The 13,167-nt window shown below is 67.0% G+C and carries 13 protein-coding genes; 9 read left to right on the forward strand and 4 right to left on the reverse strand.

The features are described from left to right. Positions 1–62 precede the first annotated feature (62 nt). Positions 63–1,781 carry a long-chain-fatty-acid--CoA ligase gene (locus VBO01S_RS27975; protein WP_062481496.1) on the reverse strand — a complete coding sequence of 573 codons (1,719 nt, stop codon included), beginning with the start codon at positions 1,779–1,781 and terminating at the stop codon, positions 63–65. A 145-nt stretch (positions 1,782–1,926) separates the two neighbouring features. Between VBO01S_RS27975 and mnmA the strand changes: the two genes are divergently transcribed. Continuing rightward, positions 1,927–3,027 (forward strand): tRNA 2-thiouridine(34) synthase MnmA, encoded by a 1,101-nt coding sequence (mnmA, locus tag VBO01S_RS27980; RefSeq protein ID WP_062481498.1) that lies wholly within the window; start codon positions 1,927–1,929, stop codon positions 3,025–3,027. A 7-nt stretch (positions 3,028–3,034) separates the two neighbouring features. Here the strand turns inward: mnmA and VBO01S_RS27985 are convergent, their stop codons facing one another. The 3 genes from VBO01S_RS27985 to VBO01S_RS27995 form a co-directional block, all read right to left on the reverse strand. Then, on the reverse strand, positions 3,035–3,508 hold the full coding sequence (locus VBO01S_RS27985; RefSeq protein WP_062481500.1) for an NUDIX hydrolase: 474 nt from the start codon (positions 3,506–3,508) through the stop codon (positions 3,035–3,037). Positions 3,509–3,536: 28 nt separating this feature from the next. Further along, positions 3,537–3,965 carry a DUF4019 domain-containing protein gene (locus tag VBO01S_RS27990; RefSeq protein WP_062481501.1) on the reverse strand — a complete coding sequence of 143 codons (429 nt, stop codon included), beginning with the start codon at positions 3,963–3,965 and terminating at the stop codon, positions 3,537–3,539. 83 nt (positions 3,966–4,048) lie between these two features. Continuing rightward, positions 4,049–4,771: a response regulator transcription factor gene (locus VBO01S_RS27995; protein ID WP_062481504.1), complete on the reverse strand. Its 723-nt coding sequence runs from the start codon at positions 4,769–4,771 to the stop codon at positions 4,049–4,051. Between the two features lie 403 nt (positions 4,772–5,174). Here VBO01S_RS27995 and VBO01S_RS28000 point away from each other — a divergent pair, with 403 nt between their 5' ends. The 8 genes from VBO01S_RS28000 to VBO01S_RS28035 form a co-directional block, all read left to right on the forward strand. Continuing rightward, positions 5,175–6,305, forward strand: coding sequence for a Re/Si-specific NAD(P)(+) transhydrogenase subunit alpha (locus tag VBO01S_RS28000; protein WP_062481506.1), 1,131 nt, complete (start codon positions 5,175–5,177; stop codon positions 6,303–6,305). A gap of 16 nt (positions 6,306–6,321) precedes the next feature. Then, positions 6,322–6,684 carry an aspartate 1-decarboxylase gene (panD, locus tag VBO01S_RS28005; RefSeq protein ID WP_062481508.1) on the forward strand — a complete coding sequence of 121 codons (363 nt, stop codon included), beginning with the start codon at positions 6,322–6,324 and terminating at the stop codon, positions 6,682–6,684. A 49-nt stretch (positions 6,685–6,733) separates the two neighbouring features. Then, positions 6,734–7,063 carry an NAD(P) transhydrogenase subunit alpha part 2 gene (locus VBO01S_RS28010; RefSeq protein WP_062481510.1) on the forward strand — a complete coding sequence of 110 codons (330 nt, stop codon included), beginning with the start codon at positions 6,734–6,736 and terminating at the stop codon, positions 7,061–7,063. Beyond that, positions 7,060–8,559 carry an NAD(P)(+) transhydrogenase (Re/Si-specific) subunit beta gene (locus VBO01S_RS28015; protein ID WP_062481512.1) on the forward strand — a complete coding sequence of 500 codons (1,500 nt, stop codon included), beginning with the start codon at positions 7,060–7,062 and terminating at the stop codon, positions 8,557–8,559. Before VBO01S_RS28010 ends, VBO01S_RS28015 begins: the two co-directional genes overlap by 4 nt. 100 nt (positions 8,560–8,659) lie before the next feature. Then, on the forward strand, positions 8,660–10,339 hold the full coding sequence (locus VBO01S_RS28020; protein ID WP_062481514.1) for a long-chain-fatty-acid--CoA ligase: 1,680 nt from the start codon (positions 8,660–8,662) through the stop codon (positions 10,337–10,339). A gap of 54 nt (positions 10,340–10,393) precedes the next feature. Next, the gene (locus VBO01S_RS28025) at positions 10,394–11,398 is read left to right on the forward strand and encodes an ABC transporter permease subunit (protein ID WP_062481516.1); all 1,005 of its coding nucleotides are present in this window, start codon (positions 10,394–10,396) and stop codon (positions 11,396–11,398) included. Positions 11,399–11,402: 4 nt separating this feature from the next. Beyond that, positions 11,403–12,311 (forward strand): ABC transporter permease subunit, encoded by a 909-nt coding sequence (locus VBO01S_RS28030; RefSeq protein ID WP_062481518.1) that lies wholly within the window; start codon positions 11,403–11,405, stop codon positions 12,309–12,311. 17 nt (positions 12,312–12,328) lie between these two features. After that, positions 12,329–13,167: ABC transporter ATP-binding protein (locus VBO01S_RS28035; protein ID WP_062481520.1), on the forward strand; the 839-nt coding region annotated here is incomplete at its 3' end.

Below are 13,167 nucleotides of genomic sequence, written 5' to 3' on the forward strand. Positions count from 1 at the left end.
GGACGCCTTGCAGCCAGCCCCTTTGCCAGCCAACGCGACGCCAGAAATAGGGTGAACAGGCCCTAGGCCCGCTTGCGGGCTTCCTCGTCCACGAGGTCTTTCTTCGAGAGCTTGCCCACGGCGGTCTTGGGCAGCTCGGCGCGGATCTCGAGCGCGCCGATCATCTCGTGCTTGCCCAGGCGGTTCTTCAGGAAGCTCTTGAGCGCGTCGAGCGTGAGGTCGTTTGCGCCGTCCTTGAGTTTCACGAAGGCCTTCGGCGACTGGCCGCGGTACTCGTCGGGCACGCCGATCACGCAGACCTCGGCCACCGACGGGTGTTCGTACACCGCTTCCTCGAGCACGCGCGGGTACACGTTGTAGCCGCCGCACAGCAGCATGTCCTTGGTGCGGTCGACGATGTACAGGTAGCCGTCGGCGTCCATCTTCGCGACGTCGCCGCTGCGGAAGTAGCCGTCGGCCGTCATCGACTCGGCGGTGGCCTTCGGGTTGTTCCAGTAGCCCTTCATGACGTTCGGCCCCTGCACGCACAGCTCGCCGGGTTCGCCGAACGCGGTCACGTCTTTCGTCGGATCGTCCAGGCTCACGAGCTTGATGCGCACGCGCGGCAGCGGCATGCCGCACGAGCCGGCCTTGCGCACGCCGCGCGCGGGCGTGAAGGTGCCCACGGGCGAGGTCTCGGTCATGCCCCAGCCTTCGTTGAGGTGGCAGCCGGTGAGTTCGAAGAAGCGCTGCTCCACCTCCACCGGCAGCGGCGCGCCGCCGGAGCCGCAGAACTTCAGCGAGCGCAGGTCCATCTCTTTCGCCTTGGGGTGCGCAAGGATGGCGGTGTACATGGTCGGCACGCCGGGGAACACGCTGATCCGGCTGGCGGCGAGCTCGTTCATCACCGCATCGACATCGAAGCGCGTGTGCAGCACCAGCGCCGCGCCCAGGCGCACGCCCAGCAGCATCGCGGCGCTGAGCGCGAAGATGTGGAACAGCGGCAGCACGACCAGGAAGCGCTCCTTGCCCTCATCGAGGATCGGCGGCTCGCCGCGCGTCGATTCGTAGTACTGCGCGGAGGCCGACGTGAGGTTGGCGTGCGTGAGCATCGCGCCCTTGGGCAGGCCGGTGGTGCCGCCGGTGTACTGCAGCACGACGATCTCTTCGGCCAGGTCGCCCAGCGGGTAGGTCTGGTGCGTGCCTTCGCTCTGGAGCAGGTCGGTGAAGCGCACGTGGCGCGCGTCCACCGGCACGGGCGCGATCTGGCCCGCGGCCTGCAACTGCGCCTGCACCTTGTCGCCCGCCGCACCGTAGTCGCCGAGGCTGCCGACCACCAGCGTCTTCAGGCGCGAGCTGTCGAGCAGGCGCGCCATCAGCGGGTACAGGTTCACGAGGTCGAGCGTGACGAGGATGTCGGTGCGGCTGTCCTCGATCTTGTGGGCCAGCACGCGCTCGGCGTCGAGCGGCGAATAGTTCACCACCGTGCCGCCGGCCTTGAGCACGGCGAAGAAGGCGATCGGGTAGTGCGGCGTGTTCGGCAGGTACAGGCCGACATGCACGCCCGGCTTCACGCCCAGGTCCTGCAGGCCCTTGGCGGCGCGGTCGACCGCCGCGCCGAGCTGGGCGTAGGTGAGGACCTGGCCCATGAACTCCACGGCCGAATGGTCGGGCCAGCGCGCGACCGCTTCGTCGAGCATCTGCTGCACCGGCTTGACGGGCAGGTCGGCGTCCCAGCGCATGCCGGGCGGATAGTTGCGCGTCCAGGGGGTGGGGTCGCCAGAGGGGGAAAGGGTCGCCATGCGTGTTGTCTCCGCTGTGTTTCGGGGCACTGTAGCGCTGGCCTTTCGCATCGTGGAGTGGCGGCTGACAAGCCGGCGACACGGGTTTTCCCGATTTCCCACACGCCGGATGCCCCTGTCGCCGGGCTGGGACAATGGCAGGCTTATGGCAAAACAACGGATCGTGGTCGGGCTGAGCGGCGGGGTGGACTCCGCGGTCACCGCGCACCTGCTCAAACAGCAGGGGCACGAGGTGGTCGGCATCTTCATGAAGAACTGGGAAGACGACGACGACAGCGAGTACTGCTCGTCGAACATCGACTTCGTGGACGCCGCCAGCGTGGCCGACGTGCTGGGCATCGAGATCGAGCACGTCAACTTCGCCGCCGACTACAAGGACCGCGTGTTCGCCGAGTTCCTGCGCGAGTACAAGGCCGGCCGCACGCCGAACCCCGACGTGCTGTGCAACGCCGAGATCAAGTTCAAGGCCTTTCTCGACCACGCCATGCGGCTGGGCGCCGAGAAGATCGCCACCGGCCACTACGCCCGCGTGCGCCTGAACGAGGCCACGGGCCGGCACGAGCTGCTCAAGGGGCTCGATAACTCGAAAGACCAGAGCTATTTCCTGCACCGCCTGAACCAGGCGCAGCTGTCGAAGACGCTGTTTCCGGTCGGCGAGCTGCACAAGACCGAGGTGCGCCGCATCGCGGAAGAGATCGGCCTGCCCAACGCGAAGAAGAAGGACTCGACCGGCATCTGCTTCATCGGCGAGCGGCCGTTCCGCGATTTCCTGAACCGCTACATCTCCAAGGAGCCGGGCCCGATCAAGGACGACCGCGGCCGCAAGCTCGGCGAGCACCAGGGCCTGAGCTTCTACACGCTGGGCCAGCGCCAGGGGCTGGGCATCGGCGGCGTGAAGGAGAAGGGCGCCCAGCGCGGCGCGGGCGACCATTCGCCCTGGTTCGTCGCGCGCAAGGACGTCGAGAAGAACACGCTGTGGGTGGTGCAGGGCCACGACCATCCGTGGCTGCTGTCGTCCGAACTGAAGGCGGACGATGCGAGCTGGGTGGCCGGCGAGGCGCCCGGCGCGGGCGCCTACGGTTCGAAGGCGCGCTACCGGCAGGCCGATGCGGCCTGCGAATTGGCCGAGGGCGCCAACGGCGCCTTCAGCCTGCGCTTCGGTGCGCCGCAATGGGCGGTCACGCCGGGGCAGTCGGCCGTGCTGTACGACGGCGAGCGCTGCCTCGGGGGCGGCGTCATCGTCTGAGCCGGCTTCAGCGGGGCTGCCGCACGCTGTCTTCGGTGTGGATCAGCGCGAGCGGATGCCGCTTGCCGGCCAGGTAGTCCTCGACGCAGCGCAGCAGCAGCGGGCTGCGATGGCGCGCGACGCTGGCGCGGATCTCGTCCACGCTCATCCACAGCGTGCGCACGATGCCTTCGTCGAGCGCACGACCTTCCTCGCGCGCGCCCAGTTCGCCGGTGAAGGCAAAGCGCATGTAGGTCACGTCGGGCTGCTCGGCCGAGCGCGCCATGTACACGCCGAGCAGCGCGGTCGGCGTGAAGGCGTGGGCCGTTTCCTCGAGCGTCTCGCGGATGCAGCCGTCCTCGGGCGACTCGCCGGGGTCGAGGTGGCCGGCGGGGTTGTTGAGCTTCAGGCCGTCGTCGGTCTGCTCTTCGACGAGCAGGAAGCGGCCGTCTTGCTCGATCACCGCGGCCACGGTGACATTGGGTTTCCAGCGTGTGGGCATCGTGGGCGCGAGTCTATCGGCATCTCGGCTATCGCACGACATAGCCGCTGAAGCGCCAGATGCGGTCGGCGTCGAGCCGGAAGCTCACCCGTTCGCGCAACGTGCGCTCGGGGGTGTTGCCGAAGCGGGTCTCGTACTCGACGCTGACGTACTGGCCGGCCGCATCGGCGTCCGGGTCGGTCACGACCTGCCGGTGCACGGCCACCCAGGTGCGCTGCTGCGGCCCGCCGAGCGGGGCGCGGCTCCTGGCCACCTTGCTGGCGAAGTCGGTGCGGGTGATGCGCTTGCGGGTGGCGGGCGTGGCGCCGTCCCACAGTTCGCCGGCCTCGTTCCGGTCGATCATCTGGATCGCCTGCAGTCCGCCGCGCACCATGTCGCTGGCCTCGACGTCTTCAGCGAGGGCGGGGAACAGGCCGCTGCACAGCAGGAGCAGTGCGGCCAGGAGGAGCCGGGTCATGGGGAAGGGCACTTGTTCGGACGGAACAAGTTGGAGGCCGACGGGGAGGAGGGGTTCCCCGCCTGGCCTGCCGGGGCGTGCGCTCAGCGAGCGTTGGAAGCTGCAGCGGCGGGCCGCGTGTCGACCTCGATGGTTTCCAGTCGGTAGCCCAGACCGTACACGGCCAGCAGCAGGAAGCCGTTCGACGGGCGCAGCTCGAGCTTGGTGCGCAGGCGCGACACGTGGGTGTCGAGCGAGCGCGAGAGCGCCTCGACCCCCAGCCCCCAGACCGCCTCGTGCAGGTGCTCGCGCGAGAGCAGGCGCCCCAGGTTCTGGAACAGGAAGAGCGCGAGTTCGTATTCGCGGTTCTTCAGCTCGACCAGCTCGCCGTGGACCCGGATGGTGCGCGAGGGCGGAAAGAAGTGGTACGGGCCGAACACCATTTCGGGCTCGTTGCGCGAGGGGTAGGCGCGGCGCAGCAGGGCGTTGATGCGGGCCTCGAACTCGATCGGGCGCAGCGGCTTGGCCATGAAGTCGTCGGCGCCGACATTGAGGCCTTCGACCATGTCGCTGTCGTCGTGGTGCTCGGTCACGAACAGGATCGGCATGCGGCTCTTGTAGTCCTGCCGGATCGTCTTGACGACGTCCGGGCCGTTCATGTCCGGCAGGCGCCAGTCGAGGACCAGCAGGTCGAAGGTCTCGCGACGCATGGCGTGCAGCAGCGCCTTGCCGGCGGCGTACGTGTGGCACTCGTGACCGAGGCTCGCCATGGATTGGTTGATCAACCGGAGTTGGTCCGGCTCGGTGTCGAGTACTGCAATGCGCATTCCATTCCCTTGTTCCGCCCTGTGGGGACCTCTATGTGTCCGCAATATGAATCGAAGTGTATCTATCTGCGTCTGAAATCATTGCTGTGAATTGCTATTAATTCACGCAAATTGATTTTATGTATGTGGTTCAATTGCTAATTGAATCCAATTGGTGTTAGTTGATTGCAATCTAGAACCAGAGCGAGCGAAGGCGCCACAAGCGCTTCTGCGGCGGTCACCCGTGTTTCCCCCGGGGTCGTACCGGCCGCCAATTTGCTATCAATTAAGTAGCTTCATGTGCAGTGCCTGCGGGCGTTGAGCGGCAAAAAGAACGCGGCATTCTGGCGACAGGTGCACTTGTAATCTTGCTGTAAGCTCTGCCCGCAATCCGTGCTGCCCCTTCCCCCCTGAGGAGAACTCTATGTTGATAGGCGTGCCTGCCGAGACAGCGGCTGGCGAAACCCGAGTGGCCGTTACACCCGAAACGGTGAAGAAACTGGTGGCCTCCGGGCACACCGTGCGCGTGCAGGCAGGTGCCGGCATTGCAGCCAGCGTCACCGACGCCGGCTACCAGGCGGCAGGGGCCGAGATCACCGATGCAGCCGGGGCGCTCTCCGCCGACATGGTGCTCAAGGTGCGCACGCCCAGCGACGCCGAAGCGGCGCAACTGAAGGCCGGCGCGGTCGTCATCGGCATGCTCAATCCTTTCGACGCGGCCGGCCTTCAGCGCCTGGCCGCCGCAGGCGTCACGGGCTTCGCGCTCGAAGCCGCGCCGCGCACCACGCGCGCCCAGAGCATGGACGTGCTCAGCTCGCAGGCCAACATCGCCGGCTACAAGGCCGTGATGATTGCGGCCGACAGGTACCAGCGCTTCTTCCCCATGCTGATGACCGCCGCCGGCACCGTGAAGGCCGCCCGCGTCGTCATCCTGGGCGTCGGCGTGGCCGGCCTGCAGGCCATTGCCACGGCCAAGCGCCTGGGCGCCGTGATCGAGGCCTCGGACGTGCGTCCGAGCGTCAAGGAACAGATCGAGTCGCTGGGCGGCAAGTTCATCGACGTGCCCTACGAGACGCAGGAAGAGAAGGACGCGGCCGAAGGCGTCGGCGGCTACGCCCGCCCGATGCCCGCCAGCTGGCTCACGCGCCAGCAGGCCGAGGTCGCCAAGCGCGTCGCGCTGGCCGACGTGGTCATCAGCACCGCGCTCATCCCGGGCCGCGCCGCGCCCACCCTCGTCACCGAGGACATGGTCAAGTCGATGAAGCCGGGCTCGGTGATCGTCGACATCGCGGCCGGCAAGGGCGCCGACGGCATCGGCGGCAACTGCCCGCTGTCGGAGGCCGACAAGACCGTGGTCAAGCATGGCGTGACCATCGTCGGCGAGACCAACCTCGCGGCGCTGGTGGCGGCCGACGCGTCGGCGCTTTATGCGCGCAACGTGCTCGACTTCCTCAAGCTCGTCGTCACGAAGGAAGGCGCGCTCAAGATCGACCTCGAGGACGACATCGTCGCCGCCTGCCGCGTCACGCAGGACGGCCAGGTCACGCGCAAGTAAGAGCAGGCTGCCTTCCATGAACCGCACCATGCTCCGCGCGAAGCTGCATCGCGCCACCGTGACCGAAGCCGACCTGCACTACGAAGGCTCGTGCGGCATCGACGAGGACCTGCTCGACGCAGCCGACATGCGCGAGTACGAAAAGATCGAGCTGTACAACGTCAACAACGGCGAGCGCTTCTCGACCTACATCATCAAGGCGGCGCGCGGTTCGGGCGCCATCTCGCTCAACGGCGCGGCGGCGCGCAAGGCGCATGTGGGCGACCTGCTCATCATCTGCACCTACGCCCCCATGACCGAGGCCGAAGCCGCCGACTACAAGCCCAAGGTGGTGCTGCTTGGCGATGCCAACCGCATCAACGAAGTCAAGAAGCTCTGACAGAGCCCGGGACCAAGAGACAGAGACCGAACGAGGAGAACACAACACCATGGAAATCGTTTCGCACACCGTCATCAACCTGACCATCTTCGTGCTGGCCATCTACGTCGGCTACCACGTGGTCTGGACCGTCACGCCCGCGCTGCACACGCCGCTCATGGCCGTGACCAACGCCATCTCGGCCATCGTGATCGTGGGTGCCATGCTGGCCGCCGCGCTCACCACCACCCCGCTGGGCAAGACCATGGGCGTGCTCGCCGTGGCGCTGGCCGCGGTGAACGTCTTCGGCGGCTTCCTGGTCACGCGCCGGATGCTCGAGATGTTCAAGAAGAAAGACAAGAAGGCCGCCCCCAAGGCTGCAGAGGGAGCCGCCAAGTGAGCATGAACCTCGTCACGCTGCTGTACCTCGTTGCCAGCGTCTGCTTCATCCAGGCCCTGAAGGGCCTGTCCCATCCCACCACTTCGATCCGCGGCAACATCTTCGGCATGACCGGCATGGCGATCGCCGTGCTGACCACCATCGCGCTCGTCCACGGACAGGCGCGCGCCCTCAACGTCGACTTCACCACCGGCATCGCCTGGGTGCTGGCCGCCGTCGTGGTCGGTGGCGGCCTGGGCGCCTTCATGGCCAACAAGGTCGAGATGACCAAGATGCCCGAGCTGGTCGCCTTCATGCACAGCATGATCGGCCTGGCCGCGGTGTTCATCGGTGTGGCCGCGGTGGCCGAGCCCTGGGCCTTCGGCATCACCGCCGCGCCCGTGGCGGCGGTCGTCGGTGCGCGCACGCCCGACGGCGCGGTCCTCTTCGAGGGCTTCGTGCGCCATGCCATTCCTTATGGCAACCGGCTTGAGCTGTTCCTGGGTGCGGCCATCGGCGCCATCACCTTCAGCGGCTCGGTCATCGCCTTCGGCAAGCTCTCGGGCAAGTACAAGTTCCGCCTGTTCCAGGGCGCGCCGGTGCAGTTCTCGGGCCAGCACATGCTGAACCTGGTGCTGGGCCTGGCGACCATCGGCCTGGGCCTGGTGTTCGTGGCCACCGAAAGCTGGCCGGCGTTCTTCGCGATGCTGGCGCTGGCCTTCGTGATGGGCGTGCTCATCATCATCCCGATCGGCGGCGCCGACATGCCGGTGGTGGTGTCGATGCTCAACAGCTACTCGGGCTGGGCGGCGGCCGGCATCGGCTTCAGCCTGAACAACGCGATGCTGATCGTGGCCGGTTCGCTGGTGGGCTCTTCGGGTGCGATCCTGAGCTACATCATGTGCAAGGCCATGAACCGCTCGTTCTTCAACGTGATCCTGGGCGGCTTCGGCGGCGAGGCAACCACCGCCACCGACGGCGCGAAGGAACAGCGTCCTGTGAAGAGCGGCAGCGCCGACGACGCGGCCTACATGCTGTCCAACGCCGAGACGGTGATCATCGTTCCGGGCTACGGTCTGGCCGTGGCGCGCGCCCAGCACGCGGTGAACGAACTGGCCGAGAAGCTCACGCACAAGGGCGTCAACGTGAAGTACGCCATCCACCCCGTGGCCGGCCGCATGCCGGGCCACATGAACGTGCTGCTGGCCGAGGCCGAGGTGCCCTACGACCAGGTGTTCGAGATGGAGGACATCAATGGCGAGTTCGCGCAGGCCGACGTGGCGATCATCCTGGGGGCCAATGACGTGGTGAACCCGGCCGCGCTCACCAAGGGCACGCCGATCTACGGCATGCCGATCCTGGAAGCCTACAAGGCCAAGACCGTCATCGTGAACAAGCGCTCCATGGCCGCCGGCTACGCGGGCCTGGACAACGAGCTCTTCTACATGGACAAGACCATGATGGTCTTTGGCGATGCGAAAAAAGTAGTGGAAGATATGGGCAAGGCCATCGAATAGGCCGAAGGTCCGTGCCCGCGATGCGGGCCTGATCGTCGCGGCGCCTCACGTGCGCCGTTTTCGTTTTTAAAAACTCATCCGACTCCGAGGAGACACATCCATGACCGAACGCCCCTGGCTCAGCAGCTACCCGCAAGGCGTGCCCGCCGACATCGACGCGTCGCACTACCCGTCGCTGGTGGCGCTCATGGAGGAGAGCTTCACCAAGTACGCCGACCGCACGGCCTACAGCTTCATGGGCAAGGACGTGAGCTACGGCGAGACCGACAAGCTCAGCAAGGCCTTCGCGGCCTATCTGCAGGGCCTGGGCCTCGTGAAGGGCGACCGCGTCGCCGCGATGATGCCCAACTGCCCGCAGTACCCGATCGCGGTGGCGGCCATCCTGCGTGCCGGCCTGATCCTGGTGAACGTGAACCCGCTGTACACGCCGCGCGAGCTCGAGCACCAGCTCAAGGACTCGGGCGCCAAGGCGATCGTCATCATGGAGAACTTCGGCACCACGCTGCAGCAGTGCATCGCGAGCACGCCGATCAAGCACATCGTGCTGGCCTCCATGGGCGACCGGCTCGGCTTCCTGAAGGGCGCGCTGGTCAACTACGTGGTGCGCAACGTCAAGAAGCTGGTGCCGCACTTCAGCCTGCCGGGCGCCGTGCGCTTCAACGACGCGCTCGACAAGGGCGCGGGCGGTTCGCTCAAGCCCGTGGCCACCGGTCCCGACGACGTGGCCGTGCTGCAGTACACCGGCGGCACCACCGGCGTGTCCAAGGGCGCGGTGCTGCTGCATCGCAACGTGATCGCCAACGTGCTGCAGTCCGAGGCCTGGAACGAGCCCGTCATGGCCAAGGTGCCGGCCAACGAGCAGCCCACCAGCGTGTGCGCGCTGCCGCTGTATCACATCTTCGCGTTCACGGTCGGCATGATGCTGAGCATGCGCACGGGCGGCAAGCTGATCCTGATCCCGAACCCGCGCGACATTCCCGGCGTGCTCAAGGAGCTGTCGAAGCACACCATCCACAGCTTCCCGGCCGTCAACACGCTGTTCAACGGGCTGGCGAACCACCCCGACTTCAACACCGTCAACTGGAAGAACCTGAAGGTCTCGGTCGGCGGCGGCATGGCGGTGCAGGCCGCGGTGGCCAAGCTCTGGCTCGAGAAAACCGGCTGCCCCATCTGCGAAGGCTACGGCCTCTCGGAAACCTCGCCCTCGACCACCTGCAACCCGACCAACAGCACGGCCTACACCGGCACCATCGGCCTGCCGCTGCCGAGCACCTGGCTCAAGCTGCTCGACGACGACGGCAACGAAGTGCCCACCGGCGAGCGCGGCGAGATCGCCATCAAGGGCCCGCAGGTCATGGCCGGCTACTGGCAGCGCCCCGACGAGACCGCCAAGGTCATGACGCCCGACGGCTACTTCAAGAGCGGCGACATCGGCGTGGTCGACGAGCGCGGCTACTTCAAGGTGGTCGACCGCAAGAAGGACATGATCCTGGTGTCGGGCTTCAACGTGTACCCGAACGAGATCGAGGACGTGGTGGCGATGCTGCCCGGCGTGCTCGAATGCGCCGCGGTCGGCGTGCCCGACGAGAAGACCGGCGAGGCCGTGAAGCTCGTCATCGTCAAGAAGGACGAGTCGCTCACCGAAGCGCAGGTGCGCGAGTACTGCCGCGCCAACCTCACGGGCTACAAGCAGCCGCGCGTGATCGAGTTCCGCACCGACATGCCCAAGACCCCGGTGGGCAAGATCCTGCGGCGCGAACTGCGGGATAGCAAGAAGTAGTAAGGGTTCCGCCCGGGTGGGGCCGGGGCATCGATCTTGCATATTCGCGGGTCGATGCTCAGATTCATTTACGTTCGCCTAGGCTTGCTCGTGCCGACCTTCATCGGCATGACGCTGCTGGCCTTCTTTCTCATCCGGCTGGTGCCGGGTGACCCCATCGAGACGATGGCCGGCGAGCGCGGCATCGACCCCGCGCGCCACGCCGAACTGCGCACCGCCATGGGCCTGGACAAGCCCCTGCTCGTGCAATACGGCATCTACATCGGCCGCGTGCTGCAGGGTGACCTGGGCAAGTCGCTCATCACGCAGGACACGGTGATGAGCGAGTTCCTCGCGCTCTTTCCGGCCACCGTCGAACTCGGCGTGTGCGCGATTCTCTTCGCGCTGCTGCTCGGGCTGCCGGCCGGCATCGTCGCGGCGGTGCGGCGCAATTCGATCTTCGACCACGGTGTGATGGCCACGTCGCTCACCGGCTACTCGATGCCGATCTTCTGGTGGGGCCTGCTGCTGATCCTGTTCTTCTCGGTGCAGCTGGGATGGACGCCGGTGTCGGGCCGCATCTCGGTGCAGTACTTCGTCGAGCCGCAGACCGGCTTCCTGCTGATCGACGCGCTGCGCGCCGGCGAGGCCGAGGCTTTCTGGTCGGCGTTGCACCACCTCATTCTTCCGGCCATCGTGCTGGGCACCGTGCCGCTGGCCGTCATTGCGCGCATGACGCGCTCGGCCATGCTCGAGGTGCTGGGCGAGGACTACATCCGCACCGCGCGCGCCAAGGGTCTGTCGCGCTTTCGCGTGGTGGGCCTGCATGCGCTGCGCAATGCGCTGATCCCGGTCGTCACGGTGATCGGCCTGCAGATCGGCGTGCTCTTCACCGGCGCGATCCTCACCGAGACCATCTTCTCCTGGCCCGGTGTCGGCAAGTGGCTCATCGAGGCCATCGGTCGGCGCGACTACCCGGTGCTGCAGGGCGGCATGCTGCTGCTGGGCGGCATCGTGATGCTGCTCAACCTGCTGGTGGACATCGCCTACGGCGTCATCAACCCGCGGATCAGGCACTGAGTCGATGACGAGCAACACCCACGCCGTTCCCCCCGGCTCGCAGGCCTCGGCGCCTCCCGGCCCCTGGCGCGAGTTCTGGACCACCTTCTCGGCGAACCGGGGCGCGGTCATCGGTCTCGTCACCATCGTGGTGCTGCTGCTGGTGGCGCTGTTCGCGCCGTGGATCGCGCCGCATGCACCGAACGAAACCAACGCCGCCGCTTTCCTCAAGCCGCCGGCCTGGCAGGAAGGCGGCTCGTGGACCTACCTGTTGGGAACGGACGCCATCGGGCGCGACATCCTGTCGCGGCTCATGCACGGCGCGCGGCTGTCGCTGTCGATCGGCGTCGCGGTGGTGGCGTTGTCGGTGGTGGTGGGCGTGGTGCTCGGGCTCGTCGCCGGATTCTTTCGCGGCGCGCTGGAGATCGCGATCATGCGGATGATGGACATCATCCTCACGATGCCCAGCCTGCTGATGGCCATCGTGATCGTCGCGATCCTCGGGCCGGGGCTCGTCAACGCCATGCTCGCGGTGGCCATCGTGGTGCTGCCGCACTACGTGCGCATCACGCGCGCCACGGTCATCGCCGAGGTCTCGCGCGACTACGTGACCGCGGCGCGCGTGAGCGGCGCCAGCACGCTGCGCCTGATGTTCCGCGAGGTGCTGCCCAACTGTTCGGCGCCGCTGATCGTGCAGGCCTCGCTGGGCGTCTCGACCGCCATCCTCGACGCGGCGGCGCTCGGCTTCATCGGCCTGGGCGCACAGCCGCCGTCGCCCGAGTGGGGAACGATGCTGGCCGATGCGCGCGAGTTCGTGCTGCGCGCGTGGTGGGTCGTGACCTTCCCGGGGCTCGCCATCCTTGCGGCCGTGCTGGCCTTCAACCTGCTGGGCGACGGCTTGCGCGATGCGCTCGACCCGAAGCTCAAGCGCTGACGCAAAGGAGAGCACAGATGCCTTTGCTGGACATCAAAGATCTGCACGTCGAGTTCCCGACGCAAGGCGGCGTGCTGCACGCCGTCGACGGCGTGAGCCTCACGCTCGAAGAGGGCGAGGCGCTCGGCATCGTCGGCGAATCGGGCTCGGGCAAGAGCGTCACGATGATGGCGCTCATGGGCCTCGTCGGCTTCCCGGGCCGCGTGCGCGCGGACCACATGCGCTTTGCGGGCAAGGACTTGCTCGGCATCTCCGACAAGGCGCGCCGGACGCTGGTCGGCAAGGAGGTCGCGATGATCTTCCAGGAGCCGACCACCAGCCTCAACCCCTGCTTCACCATCGGCTTCCAGCTGATGGAAACGCTGCGCCTGCACCTGAAGCTCGACAAGTGCGAAGCGAAGAAGCGCGCCACCGAACTGCTCGAACAGGTCGGCATCCCCGCCGCATCGTCGCGCCTGGGCAGCTACCCACACCAGCTCTCGGGCGGCATGAATCAGCGCGTGATGATCGCGATGGCCATCGCCTGCAATCCGCGCCTGTTGATCGCCGACGAGCCGACCACCGCGCTCGACGTGACCATCCAGGCGCAGATCCTCGACCTGCTGCGGGACCTGCAGAAGGAGCGCGGCATGGCGCTCGTGCTCATTACGCACAACATGGGCGTGGTCAGCGAGATGGCGCAGCGCATCGCCGTGATGTACGCGGGGCAGGTGATGGAGCACCAGCGCGTCGACCGCCTCTTCGCGTCGCCGCAGCATCCCTACACCGAGGCGCTGCTCGCGGCGCTGCCCGAGCGTGCCGCGCCCGAGGGCCGGCTCGCCACCATCAGCGGCGTGGTGCCCGGCGTGCACGACCG

The organism is Variovorax boronicumulans NBRC 103145, from assembly GCF_001591345.1.
Lineage (GTDB): Bacteria > Pseudomonadota > Gammaproteobacteria > Burkholderiales > Burkholderiaceae_C > Variovorax > Variovorax boronicumulans.